The sequence below is a fragment of the Pseudomonas marginalis genome, from assembly GCF_001645105.1.
Lineage (GTDB): Bacteria > Pseudomonadota > Gammaproteobacteria > Pseudomonadales > Pseudomonadaceae > Aquipseudomonas > Aquipseudomonas petroselini.
On the sequence record NZ_LKEG01000036.1, the window covers coordinates 399,091 to 417,586 of the forward strand.

Sequence of the window (18,496 nt, forward strand, 5' to 3'; positions counted from 1 at the left end):
GGCTGTGAACAACATCCTGGGCAAGTAAGCTAGGCTGTTCGCACAACAGGCCGTCGGTATTTGACGGCCTGAAAACAAAGGCGCTATCAATGTCGAAGCATTTGCTGTTGGGCTGGACCCGTTCCTTGTGCATGCTTGCTGCCTTGAGCGGCGCGGCCACCATGGCAGTTGCTGCCCCGCCTGAAAAAACCGCTACGGCGGCATCGGACACGCAATCGGTGTCCCTGGCAGGCGGCAAGCTGAAGTTCGTGCTGAAAGGCGTCGAGGCCCGTACCTTGAACAGCGAGAACGGCGGCACGATGTACTTCGATCCGGAAAGCGAGCGGGCCATCATCGTTACCGAAGGTCCGGCGCCGACTGCGGGCACCACCCCGGACGCTGCGTTTCGCCTTGCCGTGGATACCTTGAAGGAAAAGCAGCAGGCCGCGTCACCCAACTTTCGCATGACTAGCGAGAAGACCATTCAGGTGAACGGCTTGAAGATGTTCCGCCTGGACGGCACCGACGATTTCAACGGCCTGAAACTACTGGTGGCCTCGTTGATGACGATGAACGATCAGAAGATCACCATCATCGAAGTGATGTCCAGCGTAAACGACCCGGCCAGCCATACCGCTGCGTTGAAGAACATTCTGGGCAAGTAAACCGCAGGTTTCCGGGCTGGGCCTTTCAATCGCTGGGTTGCTGGTTACAACATGGAGGATCTTCAACGCCTCAATGTTGCTAAGCGCAACATTACGTTCCACCCATCCGCGCCCCTCCGCAAAGCCCAGGACGGCGCGGATGATCGTGCGCTGGCGGCGCAACTCAGTGATGATCGTAGTGATGTGCTCCAACTTGATCTCGCTGATCGGTTATTTGCCAATGGCAGGCAAGATTTGGTTGTTCAGCGCTCCGGTAAAGCCCGAGATGGATTTGGTCACCCGGTCGGCAGACTTGAATGCCAACCATTGCTCGGCCACGTACGCGAAGGTGCGCTCATCATTGTGCAACTGTGCCTTGATCTTGGCGGTCTTGGCCTTGAGCGGAGCGGTGTGTTTGCCGGGTTCGGTCAGTGAGCGGATCAAGGCATCGCTGAGTTTTCGTTTGAAAACAACCGCATTATCTTTTGCTGGGTATGAGGAGAACTCATACCCCCATGACTTTTAATGGTTACAGCCCCGCCAACCCCTAGTGTTAAAAAATCGCAAACACAGCTCATCAATAACAAAAAGAGCGTTTGCAATCATGACTAAGCCCCACTGCCGCGTCCCCGCCAGCCTCGTGTTGCGCTCTTCGTATCCCGATGTTTGCCACGTGATCTTTACGATCCGCGTGCGCTTCTGATCACCCCCAAAAAATCCAAAAAGAGTAACGACCCATGAAAGAACTCGACCTGTACATCGGTGAAGGTTTCGAAGGTCCTGGCGTGAATGCCGCGCACATCAACATCCTGATCGGCCCGCGCAACGGGCCGGCGGGGCAGGCGTTTGCCAACAGTTTGGCGTCGCCTAGCCAGGGGCATTGCCCTTTTATGGTGATCGCCCAACCGAACATTCCGGTCAAGCCGATGACCCTTTACGTCAACAAAGCCGCGATCAGCAGCGACTTGCACGGCAACGCCACCTGGGGCGCGTCCCAGGCCGGGATTGCCAAGGCTGTGTTAGAGGCGCTGCTGGACGGCACGTTGCCACCGGAAGCCGAGGACGAGTGGGCCATTGTCACCGCCAACTGGGTCAACCCGGCCTGCGATGACCTTGATGCGGTGTACCTGAATAACTACAACGCCTGCCGCACCGCGATCCGCGCCGCCCTGACCGGCAAGCCGGAAACCGCACAACTGGCGGATGTGGTCGCTCACATCAGCAACCCTTTCTACACCCCAAAAGCCTGAGGTCTGCGCCATGCAATACATTCGTTTGGGCAACTCTGGCCTGCAAGTCTCCCGCCTGTGCCTGGGCACCATGAACATGGGCACCCCGGACTGGAAACCGTGGATCTTCGATGAAAAGCAAAGCGAGCCGATCGTCGCCCATGCCCTCGATAACGGGGTGAATTTCATTGACCTGGCAGACTTCTATTCCGCGGGTGTCGGTGAAGAAGTGGTGGGGCGCATCGTTAAGCGTCTGGCCCGTCGTGAAGACTTGGTCATCACCACCAAGGTCGGCTATGGCACCCGCAGCGGCATCAACGCCAGCGGTCATTCGCGCAAGCACATCATGGACAGCATCGACGCCTCTCTGAAGCGCTTGAACATGGATTACGTCGATGTGTTCATGCTGCATTATTTCGACCTGAATACCCCGGTTGAAGAAACCATGAGTGCGATGAACGACATTGTGCGCTCCGGCAAGGCTCGCTACATCGGGGTGTCGACCATGCTCACCGGGCAACTGGCGAAGATCCTCATGACCTGCGAACGCAACGGCTGGGTAAAGCCGATCAACATGCAGCTGCAACTGAACTGCGCCTACCGCGAAGAAGAGCGCGAGATGATTCCGTTCTGTCGTGATCAGGGTCTTGGCGTTTCGGTGTTCAGTCCGCTGGCTCGCGGCTTGCTGACCGGTGATGTGCAATCGACCCGCAACCAGACCGACTTCTTCACTCAGCAGATGTACAGCGACGAGGCATCGTTCGAGATCGCTCATTCGGTGCAGCGCGTGGCCCGCGCCCGTGGGGTCTCGAACGCGCAGATCGCTCAAGCCTGGGTTGCCAATCATCCGGGCGTCGATTGCATGCTGGTCGGCGCCGACACCACCGCGCAGTTCGACAGTGCCTTGGCAGCCTTGGAAACCAGGCTCGACGCCGAAGAACTGCATGAGTTGGAACGCAACTACACCCCGTGCGACGTGATCAACGATTACACCGCCGGCAAACGCATCCTGCGCTCGGCCCGTCCGGGGCTGGAACGCTTTACTTTGACCGAGGCTGTGGCATGAGCACGCTGATCCGTAACGGCAATTTCATCGACGGCCAATGGTCGAGCGGGGGCGCGACCTATCCGGTATTGAACCCGGCCAATGGCGAAGTGATCGCTGACGTGCAAAGGGCCGGCGCCGAGGAAACCAACCTCGCCATCGCCGCAGCTAATCGTGCCTTGCCGGCCTGGCGAAAATTGACCGCCAAAGAACGCAGCCAGCGCCTCAAGCGCTGGAGCGAATTGATGCTGAGCAACCAGAAAGACCTGGCCACTTTGCTCAGCCGCGAACAGGGCAAACCGCTCGCCGAAGCTATGGGTGAAGTGGTCTACGCCGCAAGCTTTCTGGAATGGTTCGCCGAAGAGGCCAAGCGCGCTTACGGTGACGTAATCCCGAGCCATAAGGCTGATGCGCGAATCATTGTGGTCAAGGAAGCTATCGGTGTGGTTGCGGCGATCACCCCTTGGAACTTCCCGCTGGCAATGGTCACGCGCAAGGTCGGTCCGGCGCTGGCGGCGGGTTGCACAATGATTCTCAAACCGTCGGAGGAGACGCCGTTGTCAGCCTTCGCTCTGGCCGCGCTGGCCGAGCAGGCGGGGATTCCGGCCGGGGTGTTCAACGTGGTTTCTGGTGACGCCGTGGCGATTGGCGGGGCGCTGCAAGCGTCCGGCATCGTGCGCAAACTGTCGTTTACCGGCTCGACACGTACCGGCAAGCTGCTGATGCGCCAAGCGGCGGATACGCTGAAAAAAATCTCGCTGGAATTGGGCGGCAACGCGCCATTCATTGTGTTCGACGATGCTGATCTGGACGCTGCTGTCAAAGGTGCGATGGCCTCGAAATTCCGCAACACCGGCCAGACCTGCGTCTGCGTAAATCGTTTCTTCATCCAGGACGGCGTTTACGAGGCGTTCACCGGCAAACTTGCCGAAGCGGTCGCCGCGATGCGCGTCGGCAATGCGCTGGACGGTGAAACCGAGCAAGGTCCGCTGATCAACGCGGCGGCGTTGGCCAAGGTTGAGTTGCACGTGAGTGACGCCTTGGCGAAGGGCGCCACGCTGTTGTGCGGCGGTCGTCGTCATGCACTGGGCGGTACGTTCTACGAGCCGACCATCCTCACCGACGCCAACAGCGACATGCTGATCGCCCAGGATGAAACCTTTGGCCCGGTAGCCGCGTGCTTCCGCTTCAAGGACGAAGCTGAAGTATTGCAACGGGCCAATGACACACCTTACGGATTGTCGGCGTACTTCTACAGCCGCGACATCGGTCGCGTCTGGCGCATGGCCGAAGGTTTGGAGGCCGGCATGGTCGGGATCAACGAAGGCATCATCTCCACGGAAGTCGCGCCGTTTGGCGGCATCAAGGAGTCTGGCCTGGGTCGCGAAGGCTCCAAGTACGGTCTGGAAGACTATCTGGAAATCAAATACCTGTTGATGGGCGGCCTCTGACCCCAACCGTAACGCCTGTGGGAGTGAGCAAGCTCGCCCCACAGGTTCGAGCGCTATCGATTTCTTTTCTCCTTCAATAACAACAACTGGAGACGAACATGTCCGCCCAATCGATAAAGATCGATGACCTGCCCATCGGGCGCTTCCACCTTAAAATCGCCGGTCTGACGTTCGGCGCACATTTTACCGACGGCTATATCCTGGGCCTGATCGGTATTGCCTTCACACTACTCAGCCCGCAGATGCAGCTAGATGCCTTCTGGCAAGGACTGATCGGCGCTTCGGCACTGATTGGCCTGTTTCTTGGCAGCCTGTTCTTCGGCTGGATTTCCGATAAGGTCGGGCGGCAGAAAATCTTCCTGGTCAGTTTTGTCCTGATTACCCTTGCTTCGGTCATGCAGTTCTACGCCGAAACGGCGATGCAGTTATTCCTCTGTCGGGTGATAATCGGCATCGGACTGGGCGGCGACTTCAGCGTCGGCCACGCAATGCTCGCCGAATTCTCGCCCAAAAAACACCGGGGCGTGTTGCTGGGTTCATTCAGCGTTATCTGGACTTTCGGCTATGTTGCCGCGACCTTCGTCGGCACCGCCATGCTCCATCTCGGCGATGACGCTTGGCGCTGGATGCTGGCCTCTTCAGCCATTCCGGCAGCGTTAATTCTGATCGCGCGGATCGGTACGCCCGAGTCACCCCGCTGGTTGGTCAATCAGGGGCGGATTGCCGAAGCACGGGCAATTGTCAAAAAACACCTGGGCGATAATATCGAACTCGATGAAACCCGCTCTACCGAAACCCGTTCCGGCTATGCGGTGCTATTCAGTCGCGAATACCGCAAGCGCACCGCGTTCAACTGCCTGTTCTTCGTCTGCATCGTGATGCCGTATTTTGCGATCTACACGTTTCTGCCGTCGATTCTGCAGAAGCTGGGCTTGGCGGAGGGCTTTGGCACTGAATTGATGTTGAACATGCTGCTGATCATCGGCGCATTGATCGGCATCTGGTGCACTGTGAAGTTCTCGCGGCGAGGCTTTCTGATCAATTCGTTCATCATCCTAGCGGTGGCCTTGTTCCTGCTGGCAGCTCTGCCGGGCAGCGCGCCATTCCTGATGGTTCTGGTGTTCGGCGTGTTCACGCTAGTGTTGTCAGCGGTGAGCAACCTGGTGGGCGTGTTCCCGGCCGAGAGCTTTCCGACAGAAGTGCGGGCCAGCGGGATTGGCCTTGCTACGGCTGTGAGTCGCTTGGGCTCTGCGGTCAGCACGTTCCTGTTGCCGGTGAGTGTGGCGGGTATCGGCTTGAGCCCAACGATGGGCATCCTGGCGTCGATTCTCGCACTGGGCGCGATCATTTCCTGGGCCTGGGCACCGGAAACCAAATCCCTGACACTGAGCCAGGCGTGCAAGGCGCAGGGTCCGATGGAGAGCGCGGCATCCGCTGCCACAAAGGTCGCAGCCCCAATCTAAAACCCACCACACACCCAATGTGGGAGCGGGCTTCTCCCACATTTGAATGTCGGTGTTTCAGGGATTGCTGACCAATCCTAACCAATCAGTAAACAACTGCACTTTCGACAGCCCCTGTTTCTCATTCGCCACATCCAGCCAATACCCATAAGGCCCAAGCACTTCCACCGCAGTGATCGGTAACAGGCTGCCATTCGCCAGTTCCTTTTCAATCATCTGTCGGTCAATCACCGCCAATCCACCACCGGCCAGTGCCGTATGAATCACCTGGTCCAGCGTGCTGAATTCCAGCCCTTGCGCGGCATCGACATCCTCGCGGCCCATCGCCGCCAACCAGTTTTCCCACACCTTCAAGCGTTTGCCGTCATGCAGGATGTGCAGTAGCGGAAACTGTCGCAGATCCGGCGGCTGGCCGTTGACGAACAACTCCGGGCTGGCTACCGCCATGTGCCGTTCCATCACCAGCAACTGACTGCTGCAATGGTTGACCGCTTCGAGGCCGAAACGAATGTGGCAGTCGATTTCCGCGAGGTTCTCGTAGCCGTTTTGGTGGGTCACGCTGAGGCTGATGTCCGGGTAGCGTTGACAGAATGCGCGCAAGTGCGCCGACAACCAGCGCGTGGCCCAGGTCGGTGGTGCGACGATACGCAGGCGTTGGCGCAGGTTGGGCACGCGCACTGCTTGCAGGGCGCGTTCGACGTGGTCGAAGGCATCGCTCAATTGGGGGGAGAGGGCGAGGCCTGTTTGCGTTAGCGACAGGCCTTGGGGCGTGCGGATAAACAGCGCCACGCCGAGATAATCTTCGAGTTGCTTGATCTGACGGCTGACAGCGCCTTGGGTGACGTTCAACCCCAAAGCCGCTTGGCTGAAACTACGATGCCGTGCGACCTCTTCAAAGACGCGCAGCATGTTGAGCGAGGGCAGTTGACGCATGAAAAGGATGACTCCATACCGGCCTTCGACGCAGGAGTGCGCGGGCAGGTTTATTGTTTTTGGTGAATAGTCTGTACGGTGTATCTGACTCCTTTCTGAGAGGCTGATGCAAGTGGTGTTTGGGGTAAAAGTCTTCGCGAGCAAGCCCGCGCCCAGAGGTTATGCGCTAAACCTGTGGGCGCGGGCTTGCTCGCGAAGAGGCCTTCAGAAACGCCAAACAATCCGGATCAGAAGTAATACCCAATGTTCATGTACAGCTGATTCTCCCACTGGTTACTCCCACCCGCCGCCAGACTTTGGGTGTAGCTGCTGCCACCAATGTACGGGTCATTTTTTCCGTACAGCCATTCCGTCGCGATCCACAGTTTGCTGAAGGAAAACGAGGTCCCCAGGATCAGCCGTTGCGAGGTCTTGAACGCGTCGGCGGATTTGTCGAAGGCGCTATAGTTGGCGTACAGCTTCACACCGCTGATCTGGTCGAACAGGTATTTGCCGGCGACGTCGTAGCTCAGGTCGGCGACGTACAAGTTGCCGCGACTGGCGACGTTGTAGGTGCCGTCGTACCCGCCAAGCGTGACGACTTCATCGCTGCCACGGTTACGCGGCGACATTTGTTGCCGCGCCGCTTGCAGTTGCACGCCCCACGGACCGTTCTTGCCGAGGTAGTGCACGGCCACTGCGTTGCGACGGCCATCGTTATCGGTGTCCTTGTTTTCCAGGGTAGAGGTCAGGCCGGAGAGGCCGATTTCGGATTTCCACGCGCCCAGTTCCAGGGCCTTGGCCACGCGCAGCACCACGGTATTGCGTTCCTGGTTGTCGCTCCCGTCGCCCACGTAGCTGTCGGCCCCGGACACCACGCTGGAATACGTCACCCCTTTGCTCGTGCCTTTGCCTTGCCACGCCGGGCGCAGGTAGTAGCCGGCCTGGATATTCCAGTCGCCACTTTGCTGGATGTACTTGGCGCCGACTTGTTGCACATCTTCCAGGCCGATGACGTTGCCCAGGGTTTCGTAGAAGGTGCTGCCGAAGTACGGCTGCAAACCGAACGGCACGGTATTCAGGCCCACCTGCACTTGCTGGTCGGGATTGAACTTGTAGCCGACCCAGGCGAACTTGGCGAATTGGATATCGCCGTAGTTCTTGGTGTACTGGTAAGGGTAGGAGCGTCCGTAGAAGCGGTACTGGGCCTCGCCGATCCAGGTGTCGGAGTTGTACTTGGCGCTGAGGAACACCGTGTCCAGGCCAAACTTCTGGATATCGCGGTCCGGATCGTAGTCCCAGCGCGCCCGAATGGCGCCGCCGAGGTCAAGGTTGTCGGTGACCTGCACTGCCATGGCCGGGGCCGCGAAAGCGCCGAGCAGCGGAATGAGAGCGATGGAACGGACCGCAATCTGAGTAGTTGTGCGCACAGTGATACTCCTGGTTTTTTAGTTATCGTTGGCAACAGCACCCCATGGAGCAGCGAACGCTGCTACCTGGGAAAAGGGTTGTTGATTCAGTTGGCTTGCGGTCGAATCAGCCTCAGCGTGGGTTCGATGGCAGAAACTTCCGGGATCGCCGAAGCACCGGGTGCCGCCGCGAGCAGTGTCTGGGTGTAGGTGTTTTGCGGTCGCAGCAACACCTGTTCCGCCGTGCCGTACTCCACCACTTCGCCCTGGCGCATCACCGCGATGTAGTCACTGATTTGCGCCGCCACGCGCAAGTCATGGGTGATGAACAAGATGCTCAGGTTGAGGCGCTGTTGCAGCTCGGCGAGCAGCTCCAAAACCTGTTTCTGCACCGAGACATCCAGTGCCGAGACACTTTCATCCGCGATCAGCACTTCCGGTCGCATCGCCAGGGCTCGGGCGATGCCAATGCGCTGACGCTGGCCGCCGGAGAACTGCCGGGGCTTGCGCTTGAGGGCATCACGCTTGAGCCCGACCTGTTCCAGCAGATCACCGGCCTCGGTCCACGCATCCTTGGCCGACAACCCGCGCAATTGCGCGGCGCGGGCGATGATGTCGCCGACCCGGTGCCGTGGATTGAGCGAGCCGTACGGGTCCTGGAAAATCATCTGGATCCTCCGCCGATTGGCCGCCAGCGCGGAACCGTGCAATGCCAGGAAATCCGTGTCACCCACCCAGACATGGCCGCTGTCGCTTTCCACCAGCCGAATCGCCGCTTTGACCAAGGTGCTTTTGCCCGAGCCGGACTCACCCACAATCGCCAGGGTCTTGCCCCGTGGCAGTTGCAGAGAGACATCCTTGAGCGCCGGGACCAAGCGGCCGCCGACGTTGTAGGTCTTGGTCAAGTGCTCGATGCGCAACGCCAACTCACCGTCGGCGCACGGCGCGTGCAGCTCTGGGTGCAGCGCCGGAACAGCGGCGATCAACTTGCGGGTATACGGGTGTCTCGGCGAGTTGAGTACTTGATCGCGCTCACCGATTTCCACCAGCACACCCCCCTCCATCACGGCGATGCGGTCAGCGATTTCCGCCACTACGCCAAAATCGTGGGTGATGAACAGGATGCCGTGTTGACCACGACCGCGCAGGTCGCGAACCAGTTTCAGCACTTGTGCCTGTGTGGTTACATCCAGCGCCGTCGTTGGTTCGTCGGCAATCAGCAAATCCGGGTTCATCGCCAGCGCCATGGCAATCACCACCCGTTGGCATTGGCCGCCCGAAAGTTGATGCGCAAAGCTGTTGGCGATCCGTGGCGGATCAGGCAATTGTGTTGAATCCAGGAGGGCGAGCATACGTTCGCGGCGCTCCGTGGCGGGCATCTGCGGCGCATGAATGTCGAAGATTTCCTCGACCTGCTGACCAATGCGAATCGCCGGATTCAGCGCCGCCATGGGCTCCTGGAAAATCATCGCAATGCGGTTGCCGCGCAGCGTGCGCAGAGCGTTTTCGTCCATGCGGCAAATATCGTCGCCGAGGAAATCAATCACGCCTTCAGTATGGCGCAGGCCTTTGGCGTAATCGCCCATGATTGCGGCCGAGAGCACCGATTTGCCGGAGCCGGACTCGCCGATCACGCAGAGAATTTCGCCCTTGCGTACATCCAGGCTGATGCCCTTGACGGCGTGGCTACGATCGGCGCCGGCGGGCAGTTCGATGGAGAGGTTTTCCACTCTCAATACTTGTTGATGACTCATGCTCAACTCCTTGCGCCTTTTTGGGCGTGTTCGTCCAGACCGTCCGCCAACAGGCTCAGGCCCAGCATCAGGGTGGAGATGGCAATGCACGGGAAGATCACCAAGTGCGGGAAGACGATGGCCATGCTGCGGCCTTCGTTGATCATGCCGCCCCAATCCGGCGTTGGCGGTGGCAGGCCGAGTCCTAGGAAGCCAAGGGCGCCGATCATGATCGCGGTGTAGCCGATGCGCAGGCAGAAATCGACGATCAACGGGCCGCCGCAATTGGGCAGGATTTCCACCAGCATGATCCGCAACGACCCTTCGCCCTGAGTGATGGCACTGAGCACGTAATCCCGGGAACGGATGTCGATGGTCAGTGCGCGCATGATCCGGAAGATCGCCGGGGCACTGGTGAAGGTCACCGCAATCAGAATGTTCAGCGCCGAAGCGCCGAGGGCGATGATGATCACGATGTACAACACCAGCACCGGGAACGACAGCACGGTGTCGGCGACATAGGACAGCAGCGCATCGACCCAACCATTGAAGTAGCCGGCGCACAGGCCCATGGCGATGCCCACGGCGAATGCGGTCAGCGTCGCCAGAATCGACCAGAACAACACGGTGCGCGTGCCCCAGATCAGCCGCGAGAGAATGTCCCGGCCGATCATGTCGGTGCCGAGTAGAAAGTGCATCCCGTTGCCATCCGGCGTCATCGGCGTCAGCAGTGGGGTGAAGCTTTCCAACGGGTCGTGGGGCGCCAGCCACGGCGCGAACAGCGCCATCAACGCCCAGCCGCCTACCAGCAGCAAACCGAGTAACGCAAGGGGATGTTTGAACGAATTGAGGAAGTTCATTGGCCACCTCCGCCAAGACTGCGCAACGTTATGCGCGGGTTGAGCCAGGTGTAGGCAAGGTCCGAGAAGATTTTGGTTGCGCCGACTACGATGCCGCTGATCATTGCGCAGGCCTCGATCAGGTAGACGTCATGGTTCAGCGATGCGGTGTAGAGCAGCGAGCCGAAGCCTTTGTAGGCGAAGAACACCTCGACCACGATCACGTTCGACAGCAGCCACGGGATGTACAGCATGATCACGGTGATTGGCGCGATCAGCACGTTACGCAGCGCATGGCGCAACACGATGCGTGAGGTCGACGCGCCTTTGAGGCGCGCGGTGCGGATGTACGGCGCCTGCATCACCTCGACCATCGAGGCCCGGGTGATCCGCGCCAGATAGCCGATGCCGAACAGGCACAGCACCATCAGTGGCAGCGCCAGTTCCACTGGGTTGAAGCCGTCGCTCATGCTGCTCACGCCCGGCAGCCAGTTAAGCCAAAACACGAAGATCGCCGAGACAAACACCGCACTGGCGAAGTCTGGAATCGACGTGGTGACAATCGACAGGAATGACACCAGCCGATCCACCGCCGAGCCTTGGCGAATCCCGGCCAGAATGCCGAGGGTCAACGCCACCGGCACCATGACCGCCAACGCCAACCCGGCGAGGATCAACGTTTGCCCGAGGTTCGGCAGCAGCAGATCAATCACCGGCTCGCGAAAATGCACCGAGGTGCCCCAGTCGCCGCTGAGAAAGTCCTTCAGCCACACCAGGTAGCGCCAGACGAAGGGTTGGTTGTAACCATGTTCCACCAGCCATGCAGCGCGCTGGTCGGCGGCGGAGTAGGGGCCGAGGACGTTGATTGCGACGTCTTCGATATTCAGTTCCAACGCCAGGAACACGATCACTGACACCGACAGCAAGGTTGCCGCCAGCGCCAACAACTTGCGCAATAGAAATTCAGCCATGCTCGCACGCTCCGGCTAATCAAGGGATGGCGGCCCGCCGCAGCTGAGTGGGCGGGCTCGTTCGGGGCGCTTGAATCAGGCGCTCAACCAGACTTGATCCATTGGGTAGAAGTCCGAGGGGTGAACCTGGAACCCCTGGACCTTCTTGCTCGCGGCGGTGAATTTGTCGCCCCAGAACGGCTGGACCATGACGCAGGCGTCTTGCAGGATCTGCTCGACGCGTTGCATCGCTGCGGCCCGTTGTTTCGGGTCGATGACGCCCATGGCGTTGTCCAGCGCTGCGTCGAACGCCGGGTCGCTGTAGTGGCTTTCATTCCAGGCCGCGCCGCTGCGGTAGGCCAGTTCCAGCGACATCACACCAAGCGGGCGGTGCGCCCAGTAGGTGAGGCTGAACGCGGCCTTGTCCCAGATCGGCCAGTATTGCGTGGCCGGGATCACTTTGAGGTTGATACGAATGCCGGCCTCGGCGCAGTTTTGCTGCAGGATCTGCGCGCAATCCTGTTCGTAGCGACCCTGGGTGTTCCCGACGATCAGGTCGATGTCGATGCCGTTCGGGTGGCCGGCGTCGGCGAGCAGTTTTTTCGCACTCGCCACGTCCCGCGCACGTTTGGGCAGCGGGAAGTATTCCGGGTGGGATGGCGCGACGTGGTGGTCTTCGCCCAATGTGCCCATGCCGCGATAGGCGATCTTCAGCATTTGCGCGTTGTCGGCACAGAGCACCACGGCTTTGCGAATGCGCAAGTCGTCGAACGGCTTCTGGTCGCAGGCCATGCGCATGACGATGGTTTGTGCCGACTTGCAGGTGAGTAATTGCGCGCCCGGCAGGCGTTTCGCCAGATCCAGTTCGGCCACGGTCACCCGGTACAACACGTCCACTTGCCCAGCCTGCAGCGCCGCGAGATGGGTGGAAATATCGGTGCCCATGTCGACGTAGCGCAATTCGTCGAGGTTCGCCGGTTTGCGCCAGTAATCGGCACGCTTGGCGAAGGTCGCCTGCTTGTTGACCGCGAATGACACCAGCTTGAACGGCCCGGTGCCCAGCGGGTTTTTTGCCCAGTCGTCACCGGCCTTGAAGCTGCGGTGGACGATGGCGCAGGTGAAGGCGTTGAGCATTTCCGGGATTGCCAGCATCGGTCGCTTGAGCACCAGGCGGAACTGGAAGTCACTGACTTTTTCGAAGGCTGTGATGTCCTGGAATGCCGTGCGGTTGACCGACTTGGAATCGGCGGCAATCCAGCGCTCGATGTTGTGCTGCACGTCCTCGACGTTGAAGGTGTCGCCGTTGCTCCACTTCACGTCCTGGCGCAGGTTGAAGGTCCAGGTTTTCAGGTCGTCGGACGGGCTCCAGCTTTCGGCCAGATACGGGTGAGTGATGTTGTCGGCATCGACCCAGGTCAGGAATTCGAGGCTGTTGCGCAGCAGGTTCGAGGCTTCGATCCAGGTAATCAGCATTGGGTCCTGGATTTCCTGGATTGCACAGGCAAACCGCAGGCTGCCGCCCTGGCGCGGTGTCAGCGCTTCCGCGGCATGGGCCGAATTACCGAGCAACGCGGAACCGAGAAAAGTGCTGGCGCTGGCGGCGGTGACGCCCAGCAGCGCGGCAGTGCGCAGAAATTGTCGACGATTGATCTCGCCACTTTTGACTTGGGTGCACAGGTCGTTCACCGCGGGATGCGGCAGCGCGCCATCCAGTGTCATTAAGTCTTTCATATGCCTCTCCGATAACGTGCAAAAGTGCGTTTTTCGACTGGCCGCAGATGGAGCGAGCGGCAGACGCGGTCGGTTCGATGAACCGAGACTGTCAGTGGCCGGCAGCGCAAAGGCGCAGGCGTGACAGGCGTGAAGCCGGCAGTAGAACAAGGCGCAACGAAATCAGAAGGGCGGAGGCGAGGTATGACATAGGGCTGCTCTCATGTTGTTTTTATTAGAGATGCCCGCAGTTTTGTCATTTGGGCAACGATCGACAAACGATAAATTCAACGTTGAAACGTTCGATAAATGCATGTTACTGACCGTAATCAAGGCGGCCGCCTGAGCTAGACAGGCCGGACGGAGGAAAGCGCGGGTACAAACACTGCGCGGTGGCCGCAAACGCCCCTTGTTCCGGGTGGGAACAAGGGGAAGAACGGACGGTGTCGAAGGAGGTGACGGCGCCGTCCGGGGCAACTCAGCGCGGCATCAGGCGCGGATCGAACGGATAATCCGAGAGCAACTCGATGCCGTGTTCGTGGATGTAAATCTGCTCTTCGAGCTTGACCCCTTCGCCGCCCGCATCGTGGCCGATGTAGCTTTCCACACAGATGGTCATGCCGGCTTCGAACACCCCGTCGTAACCCAGCGCGTCAATGTCTTCGCGGTGCACCACGTACGGGTACTCACCCGTCATGCCAACCCCGTGGGCCAGGGCGAAATAACGGTTGGCCTTGTAGTTGTCAGGGATTCGCCAGGCCAACTCGGCGTACTCCTTGAAGCTGCGGCCGGCCTTGAGCATTTCCATGTTGGTCTGCACTTGTTCGTAGGCCAGTTTGTACAGCTCCTGTTGCTTGGCGGTGGCGGCCTGTTCGCCACAAAGGAACGTTCGCGAGAAGTCGGCGTAGTAGCCGAAACGCCCGACTACGTCAGTGTCCAGGGCGACCAGGTCACCGGCTTCGATGGGCCGTGTGCTGCATTCCTGGAACCACGGATTGGTGCGCGGGCCGGAGGACAACAGGCGGGTCTCGACGTAGTCGCCGTCGGTGGCGATCACGTGCTGGTGCAGGTGCGACCACAGTTCGTTTTCGCTGATGCCCGGCACCAGCTTGCTTTCCATCAAGCGCACACCGGCCTCGGTGGCACGCAGACTGGCGCGGATCATCTTCAGCTCGTTCGGCACTTTGATGCAGCGTGCTCGCTCCAGCGGTTCCTGGGCGTCGAAGATCTGGTAGCCGAGTTTTTGCAGTTCGAACGCAGCGGCTGAAGTCGCGCTTTCGATGGCGACGCGTTTGTTGCCGCCGCCGTGCTGGCGCACCAGTTCACCGATTTCTGCTGCCCATTCGGCGGTGACGTTATTGAGGAAGCTGTCGCAGAAGTAATAGGAGATGGCTTTGGCCGGGCGCACTTCGTCGACGGTGTTGAGCTGTTCTGCCAGGTGCAGACAACCGCCGAATTCGAAGACCACGACCGGGCCTTCTGCCGGGATGAAGGCGTAACGTGCCGGATTTCGCGCTGAGTACACTTGCATGTTGCGCGAACCAGTGGCGTAGCGCATATGGGTCGGGTCGAACAGCACGCACGCGGCGTAGTCACGCTTTTTCAGTTCGTTGCGCACCCGTTGCAAACGGTCGAGCTGGATCTGCTGGATCTCGTCGTACGTCGGTTCGCAGTCGGCGGGGTTTCGGTTAGGGCCGGACAGACTCATGGGGTGTTCCTCGCAGGGCAAATACGGTTGGTTTTTTCTAAGGATTTTTTTTCGCATGAATCAGTCGAGCAACTGGTCGCTGCGCACCAGGTTGCGTTCGGCTTGCAGGTGGGCTTCGGACAGGCGTCCGTAAAGCTGCTTGGTGCGCTGGGCACGACCGATGATTCCGGGCTTTTCGGAGTAGGCGAAGATGGCGGTATTGCGCTCGGTGGCGCCCTCGACCCGGGTTACCCGGTGCACTGAAAAGCGACCCTTGAAAATCTGCAAGTCGCCGGGGTTGAGTTCCAGTTCCTGCACGCGGCTGCGGTCGTCGCCGCGTACCACGTTGCCGACGGCGCCGAGGTTTTCCTGGGTGCGCGTGCGTATCATCGGCGCGTACTCGAACAGGCCACCAGCCTCGGGCTTCTGGGTCATCATGCTGACGATGAATTCGTTGGTATCGAAGTGCCAGGGCTGCTCGGTGCCTTCGGGCATCACGTTGATCACCAGCCCGGCGAACGGGTCGGCGTATTCGAAAATCTCCGGCTCGTTGAGGCAGGCACCGATAAAGCGCTTCATCATCGGCGAAACGTACAGGCGATGAATGATCGCGTCCGGGGCAATCATGTCCCGCGTGACAAAACCGCTGGTGCGCTCCATGAATGTGCGGCGCGGGTCATCCTGGGGCAGGGCGGGGTCGTCTTCGGTGAAGTAGGCGTTGACCTTGCGCACCGAATAAAAGGTCTTGCCCGACAGCGCCTGACCCTCGGCACGCGCCTGTTCCAGCGCCTCGGGCCGCAGGAAGTTCTTCAGCAGGCAGCAACCGTCCTCGGCCAGTTCGGCACGGGCGTGTTCGATCAGCGCCTGCAAGCGGACATGGCCCGAATCATGTATGGGGTACAACTCGGTATTAATAATGTCGCTGATATCGCCCACTTCGGCGTCGGCAAGTTGAAGGCTCATGCAAGTCTCCTGAAACTATCAATTAACAGTGTTTGGCGTTGAATCGATAGTTGCTTAAAGAGGTGCGAAGTGGAAATTACAAGTTGTGATCGAATCCATCGGCAGGGGCGATAGTTATGTCAGGCGAACTGGATGGAAGCTTACTGAAAGTGTTTGTCGCGATTATCGAGTGCCACGGATTTTCTGCGGCGGCCGAGCGCCTGCACAAAACCCAATCGACCATCAGCCAGAACTTGCAGCGCCTGGAAGAGATCGTCGGCACGCCGTTGGTTCAGCGCACCAGTCGCTCGGTGAGCCTGACACCCGGCGGCGAGACATTTCTCATCTATGCGCGGCAGATCCTCAAGCTGCATGCCGATGCGATCAACGCCGTGCAGCTGCCTGATGAGCAGGTGTGCATTCACGTCGGCATGCCCGAAGACTATGCCCAGTTTTGCCTGGCCGGGGTGTTGCGCGACTTTCAGGCGCAGTTTCCCCAAGTGCGGCCGGATATTTGTTGCGAGATGTCGACGGCGCTGGTCAGTCGTTTGCAACGCGGTGAATTGGACCTGGTGCTCGGCGTGCAACATGCCAATTTGCAAGCGGGTGAATACCTGTGCGACGAGCCGCTGGTGTGGGTGGCGGCTGAGGGGTGGTGCGCCGGTGCGCAGGCATCGGTGCCGCTGGCGGTGTATGCCGAGGGCTGCGCCTTTCGAGCCAACGCCGTGCGGGCGCTGGCCGAGGCCGGGCGGGCGTGGCATGTGGTTTACACCAGCCAGAGCCCGCGTGGCATTGGGATAGCCATTGAACAGGGCCAGTCGGTCGGTGTTACGGCGCGGCGCCTGGTGCCGGCAGGTTGGCAGGTGCTGGATGAGGCTCAGGGCTTTCCGCCGATTGAGCCCGCGCGGTTGATGTTCTGGCGTTCTACTCAGTGCGAGGCGCAGGCGGTGGAGGCTTTGGTGGATATTCTGTCGCGTCGCTTAGGCCGTTCAGAGTGGCTGGCCGAGCGCCGGCTCACAGCGTTGACAGCGGGCCATCAGCCGCAGCAATAACAGGCTGGCGGTGACCCAGCAGACGATCCAGCCGTGCACCAGGCCAAACTGCCCGGTCGCCTGCAGCAGCCAGCCGCACAGCCAGTTCGCGGTGGCGCTGCCCAAGCCATAACCGACCATGCTCAGGCTCACCACTTGCAGGCTTTGCACAGGGCTCAAGCGTGCGCTGAGGTAGGCGGCCATCAGGCCCCAGACCGGGAAATAGAACAGCGCGAACAGCCCGGCCGCCAGCCAGGTCAAGTTCAGGCTCGGTTGCCAGAGTAGTGCGAGCATTGCCAGGCCGAAGGCGCTGATGCTCAATGCCATCACCCTCAATGCCCCCCAGCGATCCGCCAACGCGCCCAGCAACAAACCGCCAACGACCCCGCCGATTCCGATCAGTGTCCACAGTGACCCGGTGATCTGCGCGTTGGCGCCCAGCCGTTCGCTGGCAAACGCCGAAAGGAAATTCAGGAAGGGACCGCTGATCCCGCCTATGAAAGCGCTGAGCAACAGTATGTGCAACGCCACCGGGTATTCCATGCACAGGTTCACCCATTGTCTGAGTACCCGGCGTAGCGACGGCGCGCTGCTTTGCTTGATGTGTTGGCCTATTGCCAACGGCGCCAAGGCCCAAAAGGTCAGCAGCGTGACAATCAAGGTCAGCCCGGCGCACATCAGCCAGAAGTACCGCAACGAGATGCCCTGCAACAGGGCGATCAGCACACCGTTAAGGCAGATCGCGAACGCCGCCCCAGACGACGCCAGGCCCAGCACGCGGCTGCGATGGGAAGCGGGGATCACTTCGCCGACCAGTGCGGCGATGGCGTTCCAGTTCGACACGGCGCAGGCCGAGACCAGTGCCAGGCATAGCGCGAACGGCAGCACCCACGGGGTGGCGACCGCCAAGGCCAGCAGCGCCGGGCTCAAGGCCATCGTCAGCTTTACCATGTTGCGCGGGCTGATCCACGCCGCGGCGATGCCGCTGACAATGGACGCACCCATGTAGAACAGTTGCAGCAGCGCCGCGATGAACGCGGCCTGGCTGTAGCTCAGCTCGAACACCTGGCGGATCTGGGGTAATAAGGCCGAATAAAGGAAGATACTGAAGCCGTGGGTGGTGGCGTTACACGCGGTAAAGATAAGCGCCAATAAAACAATACTTCTTGTGGGTGAGTGTGTGTTGATTGGCATGGGGTTGGCTCGGTCAGTTTAAGTGCGATGGAATGGGGCGCAGGTGCAGGAACTGCCCTATGTAAGTGCGTTAAATTAGACGGGTATTTAATTGAGTAAGACTAGCGCCCTTATAAATAAAACAGCCAGTGCTTAATAGTCGTGAGTGTGCTGCGAAATACTCATGCTATTTATACGTCAGCGACAGTGGCGGGGCTGAAACCGACGTCATTGAATATTGCCAATTACTTATGGCGAGGGAGCTCGCTCCCGTTCGGCTGCGAAGCAGCCGCCATCCA

General features: G+C 59.8%; 15 protein-coding genes and 1 pseudogene. 6 read left to right on the forward strand and 10 right to left on the reverse strand.

Features of this window, described 5'->3' with window-relative positions; translation table 11 throughout:
* The first annotated feature begins 89 nt into the window (after positions 1-89).
* Positions 90-644 carry a DcrB/PsbP domain-containing protein gene (locus AO064_RS13310; protein ID WP_064053628.1) on the forward strand — a complete coding sequence of 185 codons (555 nt, stop codon included), beginning with the start codon at positions 90-92 and terminating at the stop codon, positions 642-644.
* Positions 645-659: 15 nt separating this feature from the next.
* Here the strand turns inward: AO064_RS13310 and AO064_RS31245 are convergent.
* Positions 660-1,067, reverse strand: a pseudogene (locus AO064_RS31245) (phage integrase central domain-containing protein); the annotation flags it as partial.
* A gap of 293 nt (positions 1,068-1,360) precedes the next feature.
* Here AO064_RS31245 and fae point away from each other — a divergent pair.
* From fae to AO064_RS13335, 4 genes are all read left to right on the forward strand, one after another.
* Entirely contained in the window at positions 1,361-1,873 is a 513-nt protein-coding gene (gene fae, locus AO064_RS13320; RefSeq protein WP_017845677.1) for a formaldehyde-activating enzyme, read from the forward strand.
* A gap of 10 nt (positions 1,874-1,883) precedes the next feature.
* Complete coding sequence (locus tag AO064_RS13325; protein ID WP_064053629.1) at positions 1,884-2,918, forward strand: aldo/keto reductase; 1,035 nt, start codon at positions 1,884-1,886, stop codon at positions 2,916-2,918.
* On the forward strand, positions 2,915-4,348 hold the full coding sequence (locus AO064_RS13330; protein WP_064053630.1) for an NAD-dependent succinate-semialdehyde dehydrogenase: 1,434 nt from the start codon (positions 2,915-2,917) through the stop codon (positions 4,346-4,348). The genes AO064_RS13325 and AO064_RS13330 overlap by 4 nt, the downstream gene beginning before the upstream one ends.
* A gap of 98 nt (positions 4,349-4,446) precedes the next feature.
* A complete protein-coding gene (locus AO064_RS13335) occupies positions 4,447-5,811 on the forward strand; it encodes an MFS transporter (protein WP_064053631.1) in 1,365 nt (454 codons plus the stop codon).
* Between the two features lie 57 nt (positions 5,812-5,868).
* Here the strand turns inward: AO064_RS13335 and AO064_RS13340 are convergent, their stop codons facing one another.
* The 8 genes from AO064_RS13340 to AO064_RS13375 form a co-directional block, all read right to left on the reverse strand.
* Complete coding sequence (locus tag AO064_RS13340) at positions 5,869-6,744, reverse strand: LysR substrate-binding domain-containing protein (RefSeq protein WP_017845681.1); 876 nt, start codon at positions 6,742-6,744, stop codon at positions 5,869-5,871.
* Between the two features lie 227 nt (positions 6,745-6,971).
* Positions 6,972-8,078, reverse strand: a complete 1,107-nt coding sequence (locus tag AO064_RS13345) for a hypothetical protein (protein ID WP_244159517.1) — start codon at positions 8,076-8,078, stop codon at positions 6,972-6,974.
* 161 nt (positions 8,079-8,239) lie between these two features.
* Positions 8,240-9,886 carry a dipeptide ABC transporter ATP-binding protein gene (locus AO064_RS13350; protein ID WP_064053633.1) on the reverse strand — a complete coding sequence of 549 codons (1,647 nt, stop codon included), beginning with the start codon at positions 9,884-9,886 and terminating at the stop codon, positions 8,240-8,242.
* A gap of 2 nt (positions 9,887-9,888) precedes the next feature.
* Positions 9,889-10,725 carry an ABC transporter permease gene (locus tag AO064_RS13355; protein WP_017845684.1) on the reverse strand — a complete coding sequence of 279 codons (837 nt, stop codon included), beginning with the start codon at positions 10,723-10,725 and terminating at the stop codon, positions 9,889-9,891.
* Complete coding sequence (locus AO064_RS13360; RefSeq protein ID WP_054052764.1) at positions 10,722-11,675, reverse strand: ABC transporter permease; 954 nt, start codon at positions 11,673-11,675, stop codon at positions 10,722-10,724. The genes AO064_RS13355 and AO064_RS13360 overlap by 4 nt, the downstream gene beginning before the upstream one ends.
* A gap of 75 nt (positions 11,676-11,750) precedes the next feature.
* The gene (locus AO064_RS13365; protein ID WP_064053634.1) at positions 11,751-13,385 is read right to left on the reverse strand and encodes an ABC transporter substrate-binding protein; all 1,635 of its coding nucleotides are present in this window, start codon (positions 13,383-13,385) and stop codon (positions 11,751-11,753) included.
* Between the two features lie 457 nt (positions 13,386-13,842).
* Complete coding sequence (locus tag AO064_RS13370; RefSeq protein WP_064053635.1) at positions 13,843-15,072, reverse strand: M24 family metallopeptidase; 1,230 nt, start codon at positions 15,070-15,072, stop codon at positions 13,843-13,845.
* 60 nt (positions 15,073-15,132) lie between these two features.
* Positions 15,133-16,014, reverse strand: coding sequence for a HalD/BesD family halogenase (locus AO064_RS13375; RefSeq protein ID WP_064053636.1), 882 nt, complete (start codon positions 16,012-16,014; stop codon positions 15,133-15,135).
* Positions 16,015-16,130: 116 nt separating this feature from the next.
* On the opposite strand from AO064_RS13375, the gene AO064_RS13380 reads away from it, so the two are divergent.
* Positions 16,131-17,045 (forward strand): LysR family transcriptional regulator, encoded by a 915-nt coding sequence (locus AO064_RS13380; protein ID WP_064053637.1) that lies wholly within the window; start codon positions 16,131-16,133, stop codon positions 17,043-17,045.
* On the opposite strand, the gene AO064_RS13385 is transcribed toward AO064_RS13380, so the two are convergent.
* Positions 16,983-18,218 carry an MFS transporter gene (locus tag AO064_RS13385; protein ID WP_064053638.1) on the reverse strand — a complete coding sequence of 412 codons (1,236 nt, stop codon included), beginning with the start codon at positions 18,216-18,218 and terminating at the stop codon, positions 16,983-16,985. The genes AO064_RS13380 and AO064_RS13385 overlap by 63 nt on opposite strands.
* Positions 18,219-18,496 lie beyond the last annotated feature (278 nt).